The following is a 20546-nucleotide window of genomic DNA, read 5'->3' as shown; positions in this document are numbered from 1 at the left end:
CCGTACCCGCCGTCAGCCCAGGCGGGTGAGGACGACGTCGACGTTCATCGCCTGCGTCTTCGCGCCCGAGAAGATCCCGCTGAGCGGCTTGACGTCGCCGTAGTCGCGCCCGGTCGCCACGACGACGTACCGGTCTCCCGGCTCGGAGTCGTTGGTGGGGTCGAAGGCGTGCCAGCCGTGGTCCCACCACTCGACCCACGCGTGCGACTCGCCCGGCACGGTCTCGCCGACCTGGGGCCGCGCCTGCGGGTGGAAGTAGCCCGACACGTAGCGGGCCGGGATGCCGAGCGTGCGCAGCGCTCCGATCGTCAGGTGGGCCATGTCCTGGCAGACGCCGGCACGCTGCTCCCAGGCGTCGGCGGCCCGGGTGTGCACGTCGGTCGCGCCGGGCCGGTACTCGACCTCGCGGTGGATCAGCGCGCAGATGTCCCGGGCGGCGTCGCCCGGCATCGCGGCGTCCGCGCGGATCCGGTCGACCCGTGCGCTCAGCTCGGGGTGCAGCGCGACCGCGTGGGTCAGCGCGAGGTACTCCGTGTACTCGTCGGCGACGTCGGGGTCGGCGAGCTGGTCCCACCCGATCGTCGGCATCCCGGCGGGTGCCCGGTCGGTGTAGACCGTCGACGTGGCCGTCACCGTCATCGACTCGTGCGGGTCCAGCACCTCGAAGGCCGTGACCGCCGTCCCGAAGTAGTCGCGGTAGTCGAAGCTCCAGGGCGCGGGGGAGACCTCCACCCGGCTGTACGACACGATCTGGCCGGGCGTCGTCAGCGGCGTCATCCGGGCCTGGTTGTACGACGCGACCGCGCGCCCGTCGTACTCGAACGTCGTGCGGTGCACGATCCGCAGCTGCATGCTCATGCGAGCACCCCCTGCCAGGTCAGCGACTCCGCGCCGGCGAAGTAGCGGCGGGTGATCGCGTCGGTGGCCAGCGCACAGGTGCGCTGCAGGCGCTCCATCTCGTGGGGGAGATCGGCCAGCACGTCGGAGAGTGAGCGGTACTCGAGCTCCGCCCGGGTGCGTCCGAGCAGCCGCTGCGCCTCGTTCTGGAAGCCGGCGCGCTGACCCTGCGACTCGAGGTTGTCGACGCACTGCTCGGCGCGGTTGAGCGAGAACACCACGGACCGCGGGAAGAGCCGGTCGAGGAGCAGGAACTCCGCCGCCGCCCGGTCCGTCTCCAGCCCCCGGTAGGTCCGCAGGAAGGCCTCGTAGGCGCCGCACGCGCGCAGCGTGCTCGTCCACGGGGAGCCTGTCGACACCGCGGCGGTCGCGACCAGCCGTGACGTCATGTCGGCTCGCTCGATGCACCGGCCCAGCATCAGGAACTGCCAGCCCTCGTCGCGGGTCATGGTCGCGTCGGCCGTGCCGTTGATCAGCGCCGCCCGCTCGCGCACCCACTGGAAGACCATCGGCGGCCGCGTCGCCCGGAACTGCCCCGACGGGATCGCCCGGTACGTCGTGTTGATCGCCTCCCACATCGGGACCGAGAGCGTCTCGCGCGCCCGGCGCGCGCTCTCCCGGGCCGCACCGAGGGCGGTCGCGATCGATGTGGGGGAGTCGGGGTTGTAGGCGAGCTGCCGCAGCACGGTGGTGACGTCGACCTCGTCCTCGGGCTCGAGGTCGGCGCCCATGATGGACATCAGCATCCGACAGGTCTCGCGCTCGTCGATCCCGCTCTCCTCGAGGATGAGCTGGGTCTGTACGTCGAGGATGCGCGCGGTGTCCTCGGCGCGCTCGACGTACCGGCCGATCCAGAACATCGACTCCGCGATCCGGCTCAGCATCGGGCGGCTCCCTGCTGTTGCTGCTGCTGTTGCTCCTGGCCCGACCCGGTGTCCGTGAGGGCCGGTCCGGTGGTCTGGGGGGCGGTAGGCGTCGGTGCGACGGGTTCGGCGGGCTCGGGCTCGACGTGCGGCGCCACCCGTCCCGTCCCGGCCAGCACCCAGGTGTCCTTGGAGCCGCCGCCGCGCGACGAGTTCACGATCAGCTCGCCCTCGGCGAGGGCGACCCGGGTCAGACCGCCGGGGAGCACCCACACCCGCTGGCCGTCGTTGACCGCGAACGGCCGCAGGTCGACGTGCCGCGGCCCGAACTTGCCGTCGACGTACGTCGGGACCGTCGACAGCTGGACGACCGGCTGGGCGATCCAGGAGCGCGGGTCGGCGAGGATCTTCGTGCGCAGCTCGACGAGCTCGGCCGGGGTCGCCCGTGGCCCGATCACGATGCCCTTGCCGCCGCTGCCGTCCACCGGCTTGAGCACGAGCTCGTCCAGGCGGTCGAGCACCTCCTCGCGGGCGTCCGCGTCGCCGACCCGCCAGGTGTCGACGTTCTTGAGGACCGGCTCCTCACCGAGGTAGTAGCGGATCAGGTCGGGCATGTAGGTGTAGACGAGCTTGTCGTCCGCGACGCCGTTGCCGATCGCGTTGGCGATGGTGACGTTGCCGGCGCGGGCCGCGTCGATCAGGCCCGGGCACCCGAGCATGGAGTCGGCGCGGAAGTGGACCGGGTCGATGAACTCGTCGTCGACCCTGCGGTAGATGACGTGCACCTGGGCGAGGCCCTTGGTGGTCCGCATCATGACGCGGCCGCGACGGCACTCGAGGTCGCGCCCCTCCACCAGCTCGATGCCCATCGTGCGGGCGAGCAGCGCGTGCTCGAAGTAGGCGCCGTTGTAGACGCCCGGCGTGAGGACGACGACCGTCGGGTCCTGCACGCCGGCGGGGGCGGACGCGCGCAGTGCGGCCAGCAGCCGTTGCGGGTAGCCGGCGACCGGGCGGATCCGGTGGTCTGCGAACGGCTCGGGCAGGGCGGACGAGATCGCCCGCCGGTTGGTCATCACGTAGGACACGCCGGACGGCACCCGCACGTTGTCCTCGAGGACCCGGAACTCGCCCTCGTCGTCGCGGACCAGGTCGATGCCCGAGACGTGCACCCGGACCCCGTTGGGTGGACGGACGCCCGCCGCCTGGCGGTGGTAGTGCGACGACGTGACGATCACCCGGCGGGGGATGACGCCGTCGGCGAAGACCTGCCCGGCGTCGTACACGTCGGCGAGGAACGCCTCGAGGGCGGCCACGCGCTGCTGCACGCCGCGCTCGATCCCGGACCAGGTGTCCATCTCGATCACCCGCGGGAGGATGTCGAGCGGGAAGGCCCGCTCCTCACCACCGATGTCGAAGGTCACGCCCTGGTCGAGGTAGCTCGCCTGGAGCGCCTCCACCCGCGCGGCCAGGTCGGGGATCGTCAGGTCGTTGAGCGAGGTGCGAAGGCGTTCGTACGGCGCGCGCAACGTCTCGGCGTCGAACATCTCGTCGTAGGCATGCCGAGTCCCCGAGTAGCCCTCGAACAGCGTGCTCATGGGCGTATCCATGTCGCGGACCCTACCCACTCGGCTGTTACGGGAACGTTGCGTCGGGATCCGGCTCAGACCACGGTCAGGACCTCGGCCCCGGTGGGGGTCACCAGGAGGGTGTGCTCGAACTGCGCGCTGGGGCGCCGATCGGCCGTCACGACCGTCCAGCCGTCGTCCCACATGTCCCACGCGTGCGTGCCGAGGTTGAGCATCGGCTCGATCGTGAAGGTCATCCCGACCTCGATCAGGTCGTCGTACTCGGGCGTGTCGTAGTGCGGGACGACCAGGCCCGAGTGGAACGCCGTGCCGATGCCGTGGCCGGTGAACTCCCGCACCACGCCGTACCCGAACCTGGCGGCGTAGGACTCGATCACCCGCCCGATGACGTTGATCCGCCGGCCGGGCTTGACGGCCTTGATCCCGCGCTCGAGCGCCTCGCGGGTGCGCTCGACCAGCATCCGGGTCTCCAGGTCGACCTCGCCCGCGAGGAAGGTCGCGTTGGTGTCGCCGTGGACACCGTCGAGGTACGCCGTGATGTCGATGTTGACGATGTCGCCGTCCAGGATCGGGCGGCTGTCGGGGATGCCGTGGCAGACGACCTCGTTGACGCTGGAGCACAGCGACTTGGGGAAGCCGCGGTAGCCGAGCGTCGACGGGTACGCACCGTGGTCGCACAGGAACTCGTGCCCGATCCGGTCCAGCTCGTCGGTCGTCACGCCGGGCGCCACGTGGCTGCCGACGAGCTCGCGGGCCTCGGCGGCCAGCCGGCAGGCCGCACGCATCCGCTCGATCGTGTCCGCGTCCTTGACCTCGCTGCCCTCGAAGCGGGCCGGTGCCTCGCGGTCGACGTACTCCGGTCGCGGGATCGCGGTGGGGACCGGTCGGCGGGGCGAGATGGCAGCGGGGAGGATGGGCGGGGCGGTCACGACTGGCAACTCTAGAGGCGGGGTACGTTCCGGGCATGAGTGACTTCTGGTTCTGCGTCAAGCACCACCGGGTCGAGCAGGGCGAGGACATGTGCGCCCCGATCGACCGGCTCGGGCCGTTCGGCTCCCGCGAGGAGGCCGAGGGCGCGCTCGGCAAGGCCGAGCAGCGCAACGAGGAGTGGGACAAGGATCCCAAGTGGAACGACTAGCGGCTTGACCTACCAGGTCCAGCACAAGGCGTCGCCCTGGCCGTTCGTCGGCATGGCCGGGATGGCGTGTGCGTTCTTCCTGTACGCCGCCAGCGGGCTGGTCGCGCCGTGGTGGGGCGTCGTGCTGCTGCTGGGCGTGTGGGTCGTGCTGCTCGCTGTCGCCTGTGTCTGGTGGACGCCGCACCCGAAGCGGCTGCCGTGGGTGGCCGTCTTCGCCGTCGTCTTCTGGTTCGCGGCGGTCACCGCCGGCGGTGCCTGGCTCGGCTGGACGGCCTAGACCTTGCCCGGCACCTTGAGCCGGGTGGTCACGGTCGTGTACCCGGGTGCGGTGATCGTGAGCAGGACGCTGATCGCCTTGCCCTTGACGGCCTTCAGGACCTTGCCGGTGATCTTGAGCCTGGCGCCGGTGGCCTTGGCGACCGCCTTGCTCCCGGCGTACCACTGGTAGGCGACCTTGGCCTTGGGCGACCAGCTGCCGGGGGAGACCGTCACGGTGGCGTTCTTCTTGGCCGTGCCGGTGACCTTGGGCTTCTTCGTCGCCTTGAGCACACCCTTGGCGACGACGCTCGCCGCCGATGTCGCCACGCCGGCAGCGCCTCCGGCGCCGGTCGCTGTGACGCGGACCGTCAGCTCCTTCCCTGCGTCCGCGGCGACCGGTGTGTACGCCGCGTGGGTCGCGCCGGCGACCGGGAGCCCTTTCACCAGCCACTGGTAGGTGAAGGTCGTGGCCGACTTGCTCCAGACGCCGGGTTTCGCCGTCACGAGGACGCCGACCCGAGGAGTCTTGGTGAAGCCGGGCTGGACCGTGTTGACGGGAGCGGGCGCCGGTGCGACCGCACCGGTGGCCGACGAGCTCGCCGTACGGGAGGTGTAGCCGGACCCGGTGGCGCGGACCTGCACCTGGACGGTCTTGCCGAGGTCGACCGACGTGGGCACGTACGTCGGCGACGTCGCTCCGGCAACGGGCTCGCCGCCCACGAACCACCGGTAGCTGAAGGCGAGTCCGGTCGCCGGTGTCCACGTGCCGCTCGTCGCGGTCAACGTCGAGCCGATCTGCGGGAGCCCGGTGATCGTCGGCAGCCCGACGACGGCCACGCTCGGCGCCGATGCGGGCGCGAGCTCGGCGTCCACGTGGCTCAGCGTCCGGTCCAGTGCGACGTCGAGAGTGGTGGCGGACCCGAGGGTGTCCGCGTCGTCCCAGTACTCCTTGACGGTGTCGGCGTCGCCCCAGAACCTCAGGCGATAGCTCCCCGGCTCGAGACCACCCATCTCATAGCTGCCGTCCTCGTCGGTGTAGGTGTTGTAGTACGGCTCCCAGACGTCCTCGTCATCGCTCCACCGGAAGGCGTAGACCTCGACGTCCCACAGCGGTTGGCCCGAGCTGTCGGTGACGGTCCCGTCGATGGTGCCGAACTCCGACAGCTGGGCGTTGCGGCCGTGCCGAGGGTTGCCTGCGGTGACCGCGATCGTGGTCGCGTCGTCGAGCGTGGTCGCGTTGTCCCAGTACTCCGTGGCGTAGTAGCCGTCCTCGTTGGAGAAGCCGAGTCGGTAGCTGCCGTCGGGCAGCCCGGACATGTCGTAGAACCCGTTGTCATCGGTGTAGGTGTAGTAGGCCCACTCCCACGTGCCGCCGGCCTGGTCCCAGCGGTATGCCCGCACCTCGATGTCCGGGAGCGCGTGTCCGTCAGGGGCCGTGACGACGCCGTCGACCACCCCGCCGAGGGCGAGCTGGGCGTTGATCCCGCTGGTGACCGTTCCTGCGGTGACCTGGACGCCGCTGGCGTCCGCCCACAGCGTGGTGTCGCGCCAGTACTCCCCGACGTAGCCGGTCATGTAGTCGTAGAACTCGATCCGGTAGGTGCCGGAGTGCATCGCGCCGAGGTCGTAGCTGCCGTCTGAGCCGGTCCACGCGTCGGTGTACTCGTCCCAGTAGACGTCCTCGTCACCGCCATCGCCGTCCTCGATCTCCCTCCGATAGGCGGTGACTTTGATGTCCGAGAGCGGCTGCCCGGCTGGTCCCGTCACCACGCCGGTGATGCGGCCTCGCACCGCGAGCTCTGCATCGGTGCCGGTAGCCGCCTGCCCATCGGCGAGATCGATCTGCGTGGCCTCGTCGAAGCTCGCGGCATCGTCCCAGTACTCGCCCTCGTAGCCGCCCGGCACGGAGCCCGGGTCGAACGCGATCCGGTAGCTGCCGGCGGCGAGGCCGTTGAGGTCGTAGGCGCCGTCCGCTCCCGTGTACCAGCCCCCCAGCTCGTCCCACCACTGCTCGTCGTCGTCCCAGCGGTAAAGGTCGACCCAGACCTCCTCGAGGGGTTGGCCCGCAGGGCCTGTGACCGTGCCCGTGATGTGTCCGGTGCCGGACACACGGGCGCTGCGTCGCGAGCTCGCCGAGGCGCTCCGCTCCGCCGCTGCGCGCGGGCCGACGTCCGGGGGCGCGACGCGGTAGGTCGGCGTGGGGCGCGCATCGTCGCGCGCCGCGGTCTCGGCGCTCACGGGGGCGTCGACGCAGAGCACTCCAGCGAGGGTGAGAGCGATGCTGAGCAGCGTCGCGATCGGACGGGTGGCGGCGCGGTCACGTCGCATGCAGTTGTTCTCCCCCGGGGGCAGTGGCGAGGCCCGATGCCTCGTCGCTGGTCCGGGACAGGCTAGGGGTGCTCGACCGCCGTCGGAGGCGATTCGGCAGAACTGGTGGGCCGCACGCTGACCCGCGTGATCCGGTGGCGGTCGACCTCGGTGACGACGAGGTGGTGGTCGTCGACCACCACGGTGTCGCCGACCTCGGCGAGCCGGCCGAGCTGGTGCATCACGAAGCCGGCGACCGTCTCGTACGGACCGTCGGCGAGGGGTACGCCGGTCACCCGGGCGAAGTCCTCGATGGTGAGGCCGGCGTCGACGACGTCGGGGGCCGTCTCCGGCTCGGCCTCGTCGTACTCGTCGCGGATGTCGCCGACCAGCTCCTCCACGAGGTCCTCGAGGGTGACGATGCCGTCGGTGCCGCCGTACTCGTCGACGACGACGGCGATGTGGCGGCCCTCGTCGCGCATCCGGGCCAGGGAGGGCAGCAGCCGGTTGGTGGCCGGAAGGTGCAGGATGTCGCGGGTCAGTCCGCGGATCCGACGGGTCGGGTCGGCGCCCAGGAGATCGCGCACGTGCAGGAAGCCGCGGACGTCGTCAGGGCCGGTGCCGATCACCGGGAACCGTGAGTACGGGTGCGACAGGGCGGCCTCCACCGCCTCGGCGACGGTGCAGTCGGCGGCCAGGTAGGTGACGTCACGGCGGGGCTTCATCACCTCGCTGAGCGAGCGGTCGCCGGCGTCGAAGACGTCGGTCAGGATCTTGCGCTCGTCGTCGGCCAGGCCCTCGTGCTGGTCGACGAGGTAGCGCAGCTCCTGGTCGCTGAGCTCCTCCGAGGTCGCGTGCGGGTCACCGCCGAAGAGCCGGACCACGCCGTTGGTCGACGTCGACAGCAGCCAGACGACCGGGCGCATCAGGATCGCGAACCGGTCGAGGGGTCCGCCGACGACGTAGGCGACGCCCTGGGAGCGCTGCAGCGCCAACCGCTTGGGCACCAGCTCGCCGAGCACCAGCGAGAGGTAGGCGATGAAGAGCGTCAGTAGGATCAGCGCCAGCGTGTCGGCAGCGGCGTCGCCGAGTCCGGCGTCCCTCAGCACCGGCGCGAAGTCGGGCGCGAGCGTGGAGGCGCCGTACGCGGCGGAGAAGAAGCCGGCCACGGTGACGCCGATCTGCACCGCCGCCAGGAACCGGTTGGGGTCCCGCGCCACCCGGGCGACCCGGGCGCCGCGCGGCCCGCGCTCGGCCAGGGTGCTGATCTGGCCCTCGCGCAGCGAGACCAGGGCGATCTCCGTGCCGGCGAACACGCCGCCGACGAGGATGAACGCGACGACGAGAAGCAGGTTGATCAGGGTCAGCGTGTCCACAGTGGGTCCGCGGGCTCCATGGGTCGAGGTTCAGGAGCCGTCCAGTATGCCCGAGGCATCCAACTCAGCGGCGCTTCGGCAGCTTGACCTTGCCAGGTGCTTTCAGCGTCACCTTCACGGGCTGGGCCCCGGGGAAGGTCACGGTGATCCGCGCCGTGATCGTCTTGCCGGCCACCTTCTTCGCCGTCGCCCCGCTCAGCTTGAGCTTGGCCGTGGTCGCCTTGGCGATGGCCTTGCCGCCGGCGTACCACTGGATCTTCGCCTTGGCGCCGGCGGGCGTCCATGTGCCGGTGGTGACCTTGAGGGTGGACCCGTAGGTGGCACGGCCGGTCAGCTTCGGCTTCTTCGTCGCGGCGATCTTCGGCGTCGGCGAGAGCTGGGCGTCCTTGCCGCTGGCGGTGGTGCCGGCGGCGACGACGATGTCGGTCGCGATCTGGAGGCTGGTGGCGTTGTCGTAGAACTCGATGAGGTAGCGGTCGTGGTCATCGGCGAACCGGAGGCGGTAGGTGCCGGCGGGCAGCTCGGAGAGGTCGTAGTGGCCGGAGCCGTCGGTGTAGGCATCGCCTTCGTCGGCCCGCTGCCACCCGTCGCCGTCGTTGCGGTACGCCGTCACGTCGATCCCCTGCAGGGGCGCGCCGCCGACACCCGTGACGGTGCCGGTGATGTGGACGGCCTGGTCGAGCTGGGCGTTCTTGTCGCCGACGGTGGCGCCGGCCGCGACGACGATGTCGGTAGCGGTCAACCAGTTGGTCGCGTTCTCGTAGTAGTCGGTGAGGTAGGTGCCGGTGGGGTCGAAGAACGAGAGGCGGTAGGTGCCAGCGGGCAGGTCCGACACGTCGTAGAAGCCGGAGCCGTCGGTCGAGGCATCGCCCGCGGGCTGCAAGGAGTCGGTGGCGCTGTCGTACGCCATCGCCGTCACGGAGATGCCCTCCAGCGCCACTCCGCCGGTGCCGGTCACCGTGCCCGTGATGTGGCCGGTGGAGTCGGCAGCGGCGGGGCCGGAGGCGGTGATCGCCAGGCTCCCGGCGACGAGCAGCGCGAGGGTGATCGCGAGCGCCGTCCGCACCCGTCGGTAGAGCTCGGTGCGCGTCGTCGACATGATCGTCCCCCCTCACCATCGGGGCCGTGCGCCCCGACGCTGCTCGGAGGATAGGAGCAGGAGGGCCGCCGAGTCTCGAAGTTGCGGAGAGTGCGGCGTGGGACGGATGTCAGCCCTGGGGCCGCACCCGCAGGATCACGTCGTTGCCGTCGCCGTTGTCGGTGGTGACGTAGAACGTCGAGCCGGGGCCGTCGACGACGGTGCGGATCCGGCCGTACTGGCGCAGCGTGGCGGGTACGACGACGTGCTTGAGCTTGCCGGTCTTCGACAGGGTCAGGAAGACCACGCGCTCGGCCTTGAGCGCGGCGACGGCCAGCGTGCCGTCGTACGCACCGAGCTTGCTGCCGTAGATGAAGCCGCCACCGGAGGTCGCGATCGTCGGGTCGCCCGAGCTCCACACGGCGTTGATCTGCTTGCCCGGGAGGGACTGGTCGGTCATCGGGACGGACTCGTTGTAGCCGGGGACCGGGTTGTAGCCGTAGTCACCGCCGTTGTGGAGCCGGTTGACCTCGTCGTCGCGGCCGGTGCCCTGCTCGATCGACCACAGCGTGCCGTCGGCGCGTTGGCTGAGGCCCTGGACGTTGCGGTGGCCGAAGGTCTGGATGTAGCGCTTGCTGCGATTGGACGCGTGCACGAACGGGTTCTTGGGCCACGGCTTGCCGGTCATCCGGTTGAGGCGCAGCGTCTTGCCACCCAGGGACTTCTTGTTCTCGGGGTTGGTGCCGATCGCGGCGTCACCGGTGCCGACGAGCAGAGAGCCCGCCTTGTCGATCAGCAGGCGGCAGCCGCCGTGCCGGCCGGAGCTGGTGGGGAAGCCGCCGATCAGCTGCTTGATCTTCGTGGCCTTGGTGGTGGCAGCGTTGAGGCGCCACGCGATGACGCGCACGTCGTGGCCGCCGCCGCTCGTCGTACCGCCCTGGCAGGTGTAGATGCGGTGGTTCTTGGTGAAGGCGGGGTCGACCTCCAGGCCCATCAGCCCGGTCTCGCCGCTGACCCAGACCGAGCTGCTGGGGAACTTCACGCCGTGCTTCCTGCCCTTCTCCCACACCGTGAGCGTCGCGCGCTCGCGCTGGGTGAAGATGAGGCGACCGCCACCCAGGGATCGGACGTCCCACGGGTGGTCGAGACCCGTCACGAGCTTGGTGACCTTGAGGGCGGGGTACGCCGCCCTGTCCACGTGGCGGTCTGCGGGCCGCTGTGCCGGCGCCGGTGCGGCGGTGAGCGTGGCGGCGAGCCCGAGGGCGGTGAGGGATCCGAGAAGGAGGGAGCGCATGCCTGGGACCGTACCCATCGAACGTGAGATCGCAACCCAGGCTGCTGTCCTGCGGGGTCGGCGGGCCGGGACGTCATACGGACGGAGCAAGCGGATGCTCCATCCGCATGACGTCCTCGGCGCTCAGGCGGCCGCCGTGGTCAGCCGCTGCTGCACGGCGAGCAGTAGGACGTATGTCGCCTCCCGGTCGCTGCGCGCCCAGAGCGCTGCACGGATCGCGGCGGTAGCGGGTCGAGTCCGGGGGAGCCCGGTGCGGAAGATCTCGTCCTCGGACCACCGCCGCGTCGGCCGCCCACTGCTCGCCGGTCGGGCTCAGGTCGCCGTTGCTCAGCTGGACGGACTGGTCGCCGATCAGCCGCCACCGGTGAGCGCGGACCTGGCCGCGGATCTCCCACCGCGTGATGCCGAGGCCGTACAGCTGGGGCCGGGACAGCACCCCGCCCTGGGCGGCGGCGAGCCGGCGCGCGGTGTCGAGCCGAGCGTCGTCGTACGGGACCTGTCGGGGCATGACCGGAGCCTCGCCGCGACCGTCGATCGGCGAGGGCGGCGCGATGAGCCCTGTGGACAGCTCGGTTGTGACGGCGTCTGTGGAGAGGTTGTGGTCAGCGATCCTCCCGGGGACCGCAGATCACAACCAGCCGTTGCCCTCGGCGGTCAGCACCGCCTCGGCGCGGTTGGTGGCGCCGGTCTTGCCGATGGCGGAGGAGAGGTGGTTGCGGACGGTGCCCTCGGAGAGGAAGAGCTTGGCGGCGATCCCGGCGACAGAGGACCCGTCGCGGGCCGCCTGGAGGACGTCGGTCTCGCGGCTGGTCAGCGGGGACTCGCCGGCGAGCAGGCTGTCGGTCGCGAGGCCCGGGTCGACCACCCGCAGGCCGGCGTGCACCCGGCGTACGGCGTCGGCGAGCTGCGGGGCGGGCGTGTCCTTGACGACGAACCCCGAGGCGCCCGCCTGGAGGGCGCGGCGCAGGTAGCCGGGGCGACCGAACGTGGTCACGATCAGGACGCGGGTGTCGGGTGCCTCGCGGCGTACCTCCGCGGTCGCGGCGATCCCGTCGAGGCCCGGCATCTCGACGTCGAGCAGCGCGACGTCCGGGTGGTGCGCGAGGACGGCGGCGAGCACGGCGTCGCCGCTGCCCACCTCCGCGACCACCTCGAGGTCGGGCTCGAGACCGAGCAGGGCCGACAGGGCGCCGCGCACCAGGGCCTGGTCGTCGGCGAGCAGCAGCCGGATGGTCACGACCGCACCACCTGCAGCGAGAACCCGGGGGAGAGGTGCCGGACGACGACGGTGGCGCCGACGGTCGCGGCCCGCTCGCGCAGGCCCGCCAGTCCCGAGCCGAAGCCGGGCGGCTGGTCGCAGCCGGCGCCGTCGTCACGCACCTCCGCGCTGGTCGGGGTCAGCCGGACCTCGCAGGTCCGCGCCCCCGAGTGCCGGATGACGTTGGTGACGCCCTCGCGGACGGTCCACGCGAAGAGCTCGCGCAGGTCGCTCGGCACCTCGTCGGCGGAGTTGGGCAGCTGCGCCTCGATCTCGGCCGCGGCGAGCGCGCCGCGCGCCCGCGCCAGCTCGCCGGGCAGGGTCAGCTCGCGGTAGCCCTCCACCGCGCGGCGTACGTCGGCCAGCGCGTCCCGGCTGAGCCGCTCGAGGTCGGCCAGCTCGGCGCGGGTGCGCTCGGGGTCGACGTCGAGCATCCGCTGGGCGAGCTCTGCCTTCACGGTGATGACCGTGAGCGAGTGGCCGAGGATGTCGTGGAGGTCGCGGGCGAAGCGGGAGCGCTCGTTCTCGACGGCGAGGCTGGCGTTCTCCTGCTGGGCGCTGAGCAGCTCGACGTTGCGCTCCATGACCATCCGCAGCCCGAGGACGGCGATGGAGGCCGCGAGGACCCCGAAGACGAGGCCGGTGGAACTGCCCCAGTCGTTGGCCGCGAAGAGCGCGATGTCGATGCCCACCAGTGCGAGCACCACCGGTGCCGCCACGCGGAACGGGAAGACCATCACGCAGGCCACGCCGATGTACGGCGTGCTGGCGAGGCCGTAGCCGCCGAGCAGGACCGTCATCAGCGTGCCGAGGGCGACCAGCAAGCCGACGTACAGCACGGCGGGACGTCCCGCCGGGTGGGCGATCAGCTTCTGCCGGTCGGCCCGGTTGCGCATCCAGAGCGCCATGTAGGCCACGGCGAAGAGGACCGTGACGAGGATGCCCAGGATGCCGCTCAGCTGGTCGCGGGTGCGCCAGCCCTCACCGAGCGGCTCGAGCAGGAAGAAGAGCCAGATGCCGGAGAGGAGCGGCGCGAGACGCGCCATCCGCACCGACCCGCCCGGCGGCGTCTCGCACTCCTCCTGGCTCACGACGATCAGGCTAGTCACACCCGAGCCGTGTCCTTGCTCATCCGCCACGCGGCGCCGGCCACGAAGATCGCCAGCCAGGCGACCGCGTTGACCACGGCGTACCAGGGCAGGTCGTGGGTCAGCGGGGACCGGGCGACCTCGGCGACGCCGTACATGGGGGTGAAGGTGGCGATGTGCCACAGGGTGCTGCCCTCGGTGAGCGGCCAGAAGACGCCGCCGAGGAAGGACAGCACGGCCAGGCCGGGACCGAGGATCTGCATGGCGTTCTCACCCGGGACGACGAAGCCGGTGAAGACGCCCAGCGCGGCGAAGGTGAAGGTGCAGAAGAGCGTGACGACGGCGGAGGCGATCCAGACGTCGGTCGGCATCTCGGCCCGGCCCTGGATCACGCCGCAGAGGTTGACCACGGCGATGGCGAGCGCGCCCATGACGAGGGCGACGACCGCCTTCATCAGGATGTAGACGACCGGGTTGAGCGGGGTGAGCCGCAGCTGGCGCGACCAGCCGAGCGCGCGCTCCATCGCGACCATCGAACCGCCGGCGGCCGCGGTCAGCGCGGCGCCGTACAGGGCCATCGAGATCAGGATGTACGCCGCCTCGTTGCCGCTCCCGACCGGCTCGTCCCAGGTCTTGTCGCTCCCGGTGACCGCGAAGAACAGGGCGGCCGGGAAGATCAGCGTGAAGATGACCGTACGGCGGTTGCGCAGCATCCGCCGCAGCTCGATGCCGAGCACGGTGAGGCTGAAGCCGCCGAGGGGCGGGACCCGGCGCGCGGTCGGGTCGACGGGGGTGGTGACGGTGCTCATCGGGTGTCTCCTGTCAGGCTGATGAACGCGTCCTCGAGGCCGTGCGAGGTGATCTCGAGGTCGCGGGCGGGGGTCCGGGTCAACAGGAAGCGCGCGGTCGAGTCGCTGTCCTTGGTGTGCACGAGCACGGCGTCGCCGCGGACCTCGACGCCGGTGACGCCGTCGAGCGCCGCGAGGGCCTCGGTGTCGGCGTCGGGCAGGGTGGCCCGGACGGTGCGGCCGGAGGTCAGCGCCTTGATCTGCGGACCGGTGCCGTCGGCGACGATCCGCCCGTGGCTGATCAGGATGATCCGGTCGGCGTACTGGTCCGCCTCCTCGAGGTAGTGCGTCGCGAAGAGGACGGTGCGGCCGGACTCCGCGTCCGCGCGGATCGCGGACCAGAACGCCCGGCGACCCTCGACGTCCATGCCGGTCGTGGGCTCGTCGAGCAGCAGGAGGGCGGGGTCGGAGAGCAGGGCCATCGCGAAGCGGAGCCGCTGCTGCTCGCCGCCGGAGCACTTCGCGACCTTGCGGTCGGCGATCGCCGTGATGCCGGCGTTCTCGAGCACCTCGGCCACCGGCCGCGTGTCGGCGAAGAGGCTGGCGGTGTACTGCACCGTCTCGCGGACGGTGAGGTCCTTGAGGAGGCCGCCGGTCTGCATCACGGCCGAGACGAGCCCGCGGGCGATCGCCTGGCGGGGCTCGATGCCGAGGACCGTGGCGGTGCCGGTGGTCGGCTGCGAGAGGCCGAGGATCATGTCGATCGTGGTGGTCTTGCCGGCGCCGTTGGGGCCGAGGAACGCGACGATCTCGCCCTGCTGCAGCTCGAGGTCGATCCCGCGGACGGCTTCTACGCTCTGCCCCCCGCTGGCGAAGGACTTCGTCACGCCGTCGAGGCGGACGGCCGCGACCCGGGTGATGGTGGAGGTGGTCATGGACCCAGCGTGACCCGGTCCGTCTCCCGGGACCTCACACGCCCATCACGACGTCGGCATGACAGATGTCATGACCCTGTCCACTGCTAGAAGGTGTGCTCCTCGGCCGGGAAGGTGCCGGCCTTGACGTCGGCGGCGTAGTCCTGCGCCGCCTTGAGCAGTACGCCGTGGAGGTCGGCGTACTGCTTGACGAACTTGGCCATCCGTCCCGTGCGCAGGCCGAAGGCGTCCTGCCACACCAGGACCTGGCCGTCGCAGCCGACGCCGGCGCCGATGCCGATGGTGGGGATGCCGATCGCGGCGGTGACCTCGGCGGCGACGTCGCCGGGGACCATCTCCATGACGACCGCGAACGCGCCGGCCTGCTCCATCGCCTTGGCCTGGGCGATCACGTGGGAGGCGGCGTCGCCACGGCCCTGGACCCGGTAGCCGCCGAGGTTGTGCTCGGACTGCGGGGTGAAGCCGATGTGCGCCATCACGGGGATGCCGCCCTCGGTGAGCTTGCGGACCTGGGGCGCCATCTCCGCGCCGCCCTCGAGCTTCACGGCGTGCGCGTTGGCCTCCTTCATGAACCGCACCGCGGTCAGGTAGGCCTGCTCGGGCGAGGCCTGGTAGGAGCCGAACGGGAGGTCCGCGACCACCAGGGCCCGGTGTGCCGAGCGGGTCACCGCGCGCACCAGCGGGATCAGCTCGTCGACCGTGACGGGCAGCGAGGTCTCGTTGGCGAAGACGTTGTTGGACGCGCTGTCGCCGACCAACAGCACCTCGATGCCGGCCTCGTCGAACGTCTGCGCGGCGTACTGCTCGTAGGCGGTGAGCATCGAGAACTTCTCACCGCGCTCCTTCATCTCGCGCAGGTGGTGGGTGCGGATCCGCTTGATCGCGGTCGCCTTCGCCGGACCGGTGCCGTACGGCGCCGTCTCCTCGCTCATGACTACTCCTGAAGCGTCATCTCGCGGCTCCCTGATGGAGTCCACGGACCGTTCCTCAGGCTAGCCCCGGACGGTCGCGATGCGTCCTGTGTCGCTCGTCACCCAGGAGCCGGGTGGGCCGCGTCGGCGGCGGCCTCGAGGTCGGCGACGACGATCTTCTGCATCTGCAGCATCGCGTCGGTCGCGGCCTGGGCCCGGGCCGGGTCCGGGTCGGACAGCAGCTCGTAGAGCCGCACCGGCACGATCTGCCAGGACAGCCCGAACTTGTCCTGGAGCCACGCACAGCTGCTGGGCCGGCCGCCGGCGACCAGGGTGTCCCAGTAGTAGTCGACCTCGGACTGGTCGGCACAGCTGACGCTCAGCGAGATCGTCTCGGTGAAGCCGGCGTGGTCCGGCCCCCCGTTGATCCCGCGGAAGGACCGGCCGTCGAGGGTCCACTCCGCCGCGAGCACGCGGCCGCCGTAGTGGGACACCCCGTGGACCTGGGAGTTGGGGAAGACCTTGGTGTAGAACTCCACGGCCTCCATCAGGTCGTCGTCGAACCACAGGCAGGTGCTGATCTCGGGCATACCCTTCCGACCCGGGTCACCGGCAGGACTCATCGAAGCCCCAGCCCTAGACTCGCGACGTGGACTTCTACTCCGCCTACGCCCACGGGTTCGCCCGGGTCGCGGCGTGCACCCTCCCGGTCGCGATCGCCGACCCCGCGACCAACGCGCGCGCCGTGGTGGAGCAGGCCCGGCTGTGCCACGAGGACGGCGTCGGGGTGGCGGTCTTCCCCGAGCTCTGCCTCTCGGGCTACAGCATCGACGACCTGCTGCTCCAGGACACCCTGCTCGAGGCGGTCGAGGAGGCGATCCGGTACGTCGTGGAGGCGTCGGCCGACCTGCTGCCGCTGCTGCTCGTGGGTGCTCCCGTGGTGCGCGGCAACCGGGTGCTCAACTGCGCCCTGGTCATCCACCGCGGGCGCATCCTCGGCGTGGCGCCCAAGGCGTACCTGCCCAACTACCGCGAGTTCTACGAGCGCCGCCACTTCGCACCGGGCGACGAGTACCGCGGCGTCTCGATCGAGGTCGCGGGCGCCGAGGTCCCGTTCGGCACCGACCTGATCTTCTCCGCCGCCGACGTGCCGGGCCTGCGGCTGCACGTCGAGGTCTGCGAGGACATGTGGGTCCCGATCCCACCGAGCGCCGAGGCCGCACTGGCCGGTGCCACGGTGCTCGCCAACCTCTCCGGCAGCCCGATCACGGTCGCCCGCGCCGAGGACCGCCGGCTGCTGGTCAGCAGCGCCAGCGCCCGCTGCAACGCGGCCTACCTGTACGCCGCGGCCGGCCAGGGCGAGTCCTCCACCGACCTGTCGTGGGACGGCCAGACCATGGTCTACGAGTCGGGCGACCTGCTCGCCGAGGGCGAGCGCTTCCCGGACGGGCCGCGCCGTACGGTCGCCGACATCGACCTCGACCGGCTCCGCCAGGAGCGCCTCCGGCAGGGCACGCACGACGACAACCGGCGTACGCACGCCGCCCGCACCGACGGCTTCCGCACCGTCTCCTTCGAGCTGGCCCCGCCGAGTGGCGACATCGGGCTGCGCCGCAAGGTCGACCGGTTCCCGTTCGTGCCCGACGACGTGGCCCGTCTGGCGCTGGACTGCTACGAGGCCTACAACATCCAGGTCTTCGGGCTGGCGCGGCGCCTCGAGGCGATCGGCGAGCCCAAGGCCGTGATCGGGGTCAGTGGCGGCCTCGACTCCACGCACGCGCTGATCGTCGCGGCCAAGGCGATGGACCGGCTCGGCCGCCCGCGCAGCGACATCCACGCCTTCACGATGCCGGGCTTCGCGACCACCGACACCACGAAGTCGTACGCCACCCGGCTCGCCAAGTCCCTCGGCGTCACCTTCGAGGAGCTCGACATCACCGCGGCGGCACGGCAGATGCTCGTCGACATCGACCACCCGTTCGCCGACGGCGAGCCGGTCTACGACGTGACGTTCGAGAACGTCCAGGCCGGGCTGCGCTACGACTACCTCTTCCGGCTCGCCAACCACCGCCGCGGCATCGTCGTCGGCACCGGCGACCTCTCCGAGCTGGCGCTCGGATGGTGCACGTACGGCGTGGGCGACCAGATGTCGCACTACAACGTCAACGCCGGCGTGCCGAAGACGTTGATCCAGCACCTCATCCGCTGGGTGGGGGAGAGCGGCCAGTTCGACCAGGAGACCGCCGACCTGCTCGACGAGATCGTCGAGCTGGAGATCACCCCCGAGCTCGTGCCGACCGAGGCCGGCCGCAAGCCGCAGGCGACCGAGGACACCGTCGGGCCCTATGCGCTGCAGGACTTCACGCTCTACCACGTGCTCCGTCGCGGTCACCGCCCCAGCAAGATCGCCTTCCTCGCCTGGCACGCCTGGCGCGACGCCTCTGCCGGGGACTGGCCGCCGCACTTCCCCGAGGAGCGGCGTACGGCGTACGACCTCGCGCAGATCCGGCACTGGCTGGAGGTCTTCACGACGCGCTTCTTCGGCAACCAGTTCAAGCGGTCGGCCCTGCCCAACGGCCCGAAGGTCAGCGCCGGCGGCACTATGTCGCCGCGGGGTGACTGGCGGATGCCGTCGGATGCCACCCCCGCCGCCTGGCTCGCCCAGATCGAGTCGATCCCGACGGCCTGAGCACATGCGGCCGGCACGAGGCGCCCTGGCGGGCGTGGGGATGCTGCTGGTCCTGGTCGGCCTGGTCGCCGGCGTGGCCAACCGCGAGGTGCTCGACGCGGACCGGTTCGCGTCGCACGTGGACGCCGTACGGTCTGACCCGGACGTGGCGCGGCAGGTGGGCGCGCTGCTGACCGACCGGCTGATCGAGGACCAGCCGGACCTGGTCGCCGTACGACCACTGATCGAGTCGACCGCCGCGAGCGTGGTGGCGAGCCCGGCGCTCGGGCCGGTCGTCCGGGCGGGCGTCGCGCCGCTGTACGACGCGCTGGTGCTCGGCGACGACGGCGCCGTGGTGCTGAGGCTCGCCGATGTGGGTGCGGTCGTCGTCGGTGCGCTCGCCTTCGCCGCGCCGCAGGCGTCGGTCCCGCCGGACCTCGACGTACGGCTGTCGCAGGTCGGCGGCCAGGAGGGCTCGGCCGTCGGTGCGGTGCACTGGGTCGAGCTCCTCGCGTGGCTGTGCCCCCTCCTCGGCGCCCTCCTGCTCGGCGCCGCCGGTGCCCTGACGTCGGGACCTCGGAGCGCTCGCGTCCGGGAGGCCGTACGGCGGGTCGGGGTCGGTGTCGCCACCGCCGGGCTGGTGCTCTCGGGCCTGCTGGTCGTCGTCGGGTTCTGGGCCGACCGGCTCAGCCACGACACCGTGCGCGGTGCGGTCCGGCACGCCGTCTGGCGTGAGCTCGACGGTCCGCTCTGGGCCGCTGCCGGGATCGCGGTCGCCCTGGGCGCGCTCCTCGCGGTCGCCGCCGGCGTCACCGACTGGCCCCGGCTCCGCGACGTCCGGGGGCTTGTCGACCTCGACCGGTCGCCGCGTCGCCTGGCGGCCCGCGCGGCCGTGCTGGGCGCGGTCGGGGTCGCCCTCGTGCTGCAGCCGTCCCGGGTGGCGACCGTCGTGCTCGCCCTGCTCGGCGTCGGGCTGGTCGCGGTCGCCGTCGTCTCGCTCACGGTCGCGATCGGCCGCAGCCCGCGACGCCGTACCGGTGTCCTCGCGATCGCGGTCGCCCTGGTCGCCGCGGTGTCGCTGGCCGCGTGGCCCGGCGACCACGAGCTCGCGGCCGCCACGTCGGTCGCCCCGCGGGAGGGCTGCAACGGACACGTCGAGCTGTGCACCCGCCGGTACGACGAGGTCGCCTACCCCGCCACGCACAACTCGATGGCCGCCGCGAGCGAGCCGGGCTGGTTCTTCCCCGAGCAGCCCGACGGGATCGTCGCGCAGCTCGACCACGGGATCCGGGTGCTGCTGATCGACAGCTGGTACGGCCAGGCCACGGACCGCCCCGGCGTCATCGCCGGCACGGACGCACAGCGCGCCGCGTCGCTGGCGGAGGCCGAGGTCGACCTCGGGCCGGCGGCCGTGAGGAGCGCCCAGCGGGTGCGCGATGCCGCCGGGCTGACCCCGCAGGGACCCGTCGAGCCCTACCTGTGCCACGCCCTGTGCGAGCTCGGCTCGACGCACTGGCTGCAGAGCCTGCGTGACGTCCACGCTTGGCTGGGGGCGCACCCCGACGAGGTCGTCACGTTCTTCGTGCAGGACGAGGTCAGCCCCGCGGACACGGCCGCGCTGATCGAGGAGGCGGGGCTGCTGCCGTACGTCTACACGCCTGTCGGCGACGACTGGCCGACCCTCGGCCAGATGATCGCGTCGGGCAAGCGCCTGGTCGTGCTCATGGAGAACCACGACGGCGGCACGGCGTACCCCTGGCTGATGGCCGGCTTCGAGGAGGCCCAGGACACGCCGTTCCTCTTCCGGCGCCCGGCCCTGCTGACGACCGCCGCCAGCTGCGCGCCCAATCGCGGCACGCCCGACGCGTCGCTCTTCCTGCTCAACCACTGGGTCACCGACAAGACCGCCGAGGTCACCAACGCCGAGCGGGTCAACGCCGCCGACGTACTGCTGACCCGGGCCCGAGCGTGCCAACGCGCGCGCGGCATGCTGCCCAACTACGTGGCCGTCGACTTCTACGACCGGGGAGACCTCTTCGCCGTGGTCGACGAGCTCAACGGCTTCTGACCGTGGAACCAACGGTGCCTACCGCCCGTCCCA

The 20546-nt window shown here is 71.6% G+C and carries 19 protein-coding genes; 4 read left to right on the top strand and 15 right to left on the bottom strand.

Features of this window, described 5'->3' with window-relative positions; genetic code table 11:
* Positions 1 to 12: 12 nt before the first annotated feature.
* From ABEA34_RS19500 to map, 4 genes are all read right to left on the bottom strand, one after another.
* A complete protein-coding gene (locus ABEA34_RS19500) occupies positions 13 to 858 on the bottom strand; it encodes a transglutaminase family protein (protein ID WP_345523192.1) in 846 nt (281 codons plus the stop codon).
* Positions 855 to 1781, bottom strand: coding sequence for an alpha-E domain-containing protein (locus ABEA34_RS19495; protein ID WP_345523191.1), 927 nt, complete (start codon positions 1779 to 1781; stop codon positions 855 to 857). The genes ABEA34_RS19500 and ABEA34_RS19495 overlap by 4 nt, the downstream gene beginning before the upstream one ends.
* Positions 1775 to 3355: a circularly permuted type 2 ATP-grasp protein gene (locus tag ABEA34_RS19490; protein WP_345523190.1), complete on the bottom strand. Its 1581-nt coding sequence runs from the start codon at positions 3353 to 3355 to the stop codon at positions 1775 to 1777. The genes ABEA34_RS19495 and ABEA34_RS19490 overlap by 7 nt, the downstream gene beginning before the upstream one ends.
* Before the next feature lie 65 nt (positions 3356 to 3420).
* Positions 3421 to 4275, bottom strand: a complete 855-nt coding sequence (gene map, locus ABEA34_RS19485; protein WP_345523189.1) for a type I methionyl aminopeptidase — start codon at positions 4273 to 4275, stop codon at positions 3421 to 3423.
* Between the two features lie 35 nt (positions 4276 to 4310).
* Between map and ABEA34_RS19480 the strand changes: the two genes are divergently transcribed.
* On the top strand, positions 4311 to 4484 hold the full coding sequence (locus tag ABEA34_RS19480) for a hypothetical protein (protein ID WP_345523188.1): 174 nt from the start codon (positions 4311 to 4313) through the stop codon (positions 4482 to 4484).
* Between the two features lie 4 nt (positions 4485 to 4488).
* A complete protein-coding gene (locus tag ABEA34_RS19475; RefSeq protein ID WP_345523187.1) occupies positions 4489 to 4761 on the top strand; it encodes a hypothetical protein in 273 nt (90 codons plus the stop codon).
* Here the strand turns inward: ABEA34_RS19475 and ABEA34_RS19470 are convergent.
* The 11 genes from ABEA34_RS19470 to ABEA34_RS19420 all read right to left on the bottom strand — a co-directional run bounded on the left by ABEA34_RS19470 (position 4758) and on the right by ABEA34_RS19420 (position 16367).
* Positions 4758 to 7070, bottom strand: a complete 2313-nt coding sequence (locus ABEA34_RS19470) for a carboxypeptidase regulatory-like domain-containing protein (RefSeq protein WP_345523186.1) — start codon at positions 7068 to 7070, stop codon at positions 4758 to 4760. The two genes, ABEA34_RS19475 and ABEA34_RS19470, sit on opposite strands and share 4 nt — an antisense overlap.
* A gap of 62 nt (positions 7071 to 7132) precedes the next feature.
* Positions 7133 to 8425 carry a hemolysin family protein gene (locus ABEA34_RS19465; protein ID WP_345523185.1) on the bottom strand — a complete coding sequence of 431 codons (1293 nt, stop codon included), beginning with the start codon at positions 8423 to 8425 and terminating at the stop codon, positions 7133 to 7135.
* A 64-nt stretch (positions 8426 to 8489) separates the two neighbouring features.
* The gene (locus tag ABEA34_RS19460; protein ID WP_345523184.1) at positions 8490 to 9524 is read right to left on the bottom strand and encodes a carboxypeptidase regulatory-like domain-containing protein; all 1035 of its coding nucleotides are present in this window, start codon (positions 9522 to 9524) and stop codon (positions 8490 to 8492) included.
* Positions 9525 to 9633: 109 nt separating this feature from the next.
* Positions 9634 to 10797 carry a PQQ-dependent sugar dehydrogenase gene (locus ABEA34_RS19455; RefSeq protein WP_345523183.1) on the bottom strand — a complete coding sequence of 388 codons (1164 nt, stop codon included), beginning with the start codon at positions 10795 to 10797 and terminating at the stop codon, positions 9634 to 9636.
* A 73-nt stretch (positions 10798 to 10870) separates the two neighbouring features.
* Positions 10871 to 11305, bottom strand: coding sequence for a hypothetical protein (locus ABEA34_RS19450; RefSeq protein ID WP_345523182.1), 435 nt, complete (start codon positions 11303 to 11305; stop codon positions 10871 to 10873).
* 120 nt (positions 11306 to 11425) lie between these two features.
* Positions 11426 to 12034 (bottom strand): response regulator, encoded by a 609-nt coding sequence (locus tag ABEA34_RS19445; RefSeq protein ID WP_345523181.1) that lies wholly within the window; start codon positions 12032 to 12034, stop codon positions 11426 to 11428.
* On the bottom strand, positions 12031 to 13146 hold the full coding sequence (locus ABEA34_RS19440) for a sensor histidine kinase (protein ID WP_345523180.1): 1116 nt from the start codon (positions 13144 to 13146) through the stop codon (positions 12031 to 12033). Before ABEA34_RS19440 ends, ABEA34_RS19445 begins: the two co-directional genes overlap by 4 nt.
* Before the next feature lie 14 nt (positions 13147 to 13160).
* A complete protein-coding gene (locus tag ABEA34_RS19435; RefSeq protein ID WP_345523178.1) occupies positions 13161 to 13952 on the bottom strand; it encodes an ABC transporter permease in 792 nt (263 codons plus the stop codon).
* On the bottom strand, positions 13949 to 14866 hold the full coding sequence (locus ABEA34_RS19430) for an ABC transporter ATP-binding protein (protein ID WP_345523177.1): 918 nt from the start codon (positions 14864 to 14866) through the stop codon (positions 13949 to 13951). The genes ABEA34_RS19435 and ABEA34_RS19430 overlap by 4 nt, the downstream gene beginning before the upstream one ends.
* Before the next feature lie 86 nt (positions 14867 to 14952).
* Positions 14953 to 15798, bottom strand: a complete 846-nt coding sequence (gene panB, locus ABEA34_RS19425; RefSeq protein WP_345523176.1) for a 3-methyl-2-oxobutanoate hydroxymethyltransferase — start codon at positions 15796 to 15798, stop codon at positions 14953 to 14955.
* 98 nt (positions 15799 to 15896) lie between these two features.
* A complete protein-coding gene (locus ABEA34_RS19420) occupies positions 15897 to 16367 on the bottom strand; it encodes a VOC family protein (protein WP_345523175.1) in 471 nt (156 codons plus the stop codon).
* Between the two features lie 59 nt (positions 16368 to 16426).
* On the opposite strand from ABEA34_RS19420, the gene ABEA34_RS19415 reads away from it, so the two are divergent.
* Positions 16427 to 18466: an NAD(+) synthase gene (locus ABEA34_RS19415; RefSeq protein ID WP_345523174.1), complete on the top strand. Its 2040-nt coding sequence runs from the start codon at positions 16427 to 16429 to the stop codon at positions 18464 to 18466.
* Between the two features lie 4 nt (positions 18467 to 18470).
* Positions 18471 to 20513, top strand: coding sequence for a phosphoinositide-specific phospholipase C-related protein (locus tag ABEA34_RS19410; protein WP_345523173.1), 2043 nt, complete (start codon positions 18471 to 18473; stop codon positions 20511 to 20513).
* The last annotated feature ends 33 nt before the right edge of the window (positions 20514 to 20546 follow it).

Origin of the sequence: Nocardioides conyzicola (assembly GCF_039543825.1) — a bacterium.
GTDB classification, from domain to species: Bacteria; Actinomycetota; Actinomycetes; order Propionibacteriales; family Nocardioidaceae; genus Nocardioides; species Nocardioides conyzicola.
This window is presented reverse-complemented; position numbering and strand designations above follow the sequence as displayed.

Coding starts and splice junctions, on each gene's coding strand:
- ABEA34_RS19500 (WP_345523192.1), bottom strand. CDS start 858: ATGAGCATGCAGCTGCGGATCGTGCACCGCACGACGTTCGAGTACGAC.
- ABEA34_RS19495 (WP_345523191.1), bottom strand. CDS start 1,781: ATGCTGAGCCGGATCGCGGAGTCGATGTTCTGGATCGGCCGGTACGTC.
- ABEA34_RS19490 (WP_345523190.1), bottom strand. CDS start 3,355: ATGAGCACGCTGTTCGAGGGCTACTCGGGGACTCGGCATGCCTACGAC.
- ABEA34_RS19480 (WP_345523188.1), top strand. CDS start 4,311: ATGAGTGACTTCTGGTTCTGCGTCAAGCACCACCGGGTCGAGCAGGGC.
- ABEA34_RS19470 (WP_345523186.1), bottom strand. CDS start 7,070: ATGCGACGTGACCGCGCCGCCACCCGTCCGATCGCGACGCTGCTCAGC.
- ABEA34_RS19460 (WP_345523184.1), bottom strand. CDS start 9,524: ATGTCGACGACGCGCACCGAGCTCTACCGACGGGTGCGGACGGCGCTC.
- ABEA34_RS19455 (WP_345523183.1), bottom strand. CDS start 10,797: ATGCGCTCCCTCCTTCTCGGATCCCTCACCGCCCTCGGGCTCGCCGCC.
- ABEA34_RS19450 (WP_345523182.1), bottom strand. CDS start 11,305: ATGCCCCGACAGGTCCCGTACGACGACGCTCGGCTCGACACCGCGCGC.
- ABEA34_RS19435 (WP_345523178.1), bottom strand. CDS start 13,952: ATGAGCACCGTCACCACCCCCGTCGACCCGACCGCGCGCCGGGTCCCG.
- ABEA34_RS19430 (WP_345523177.1), bottom strand. CDS start 14,866: ATGACCACCTCCACCATCACCCGGGTCGCGGCCGTCCGCCTCGACGGC.
- panB (WP_345523176.1), bottom strand. CDS start 15,798: ATGAGCGAGGAGACGGCGCCGTACGGCACCGGTCCGGCGAAGGCGACC.
- ABEA34_RS19420 (WP_345523175.1), bottom strand. CDS start 16,367: ATGCCCGAGATCAGCACCTGCCTGTGGTTCGACGACGACCTGATGGAG.
- ABEA34_RS19410 (WP_345523173.1), top strand. CDS start 18,471: ATGCGGCCGGCACGAGGCGCCCTGGCGGGCGTGGGGATGCTGCTGGTC.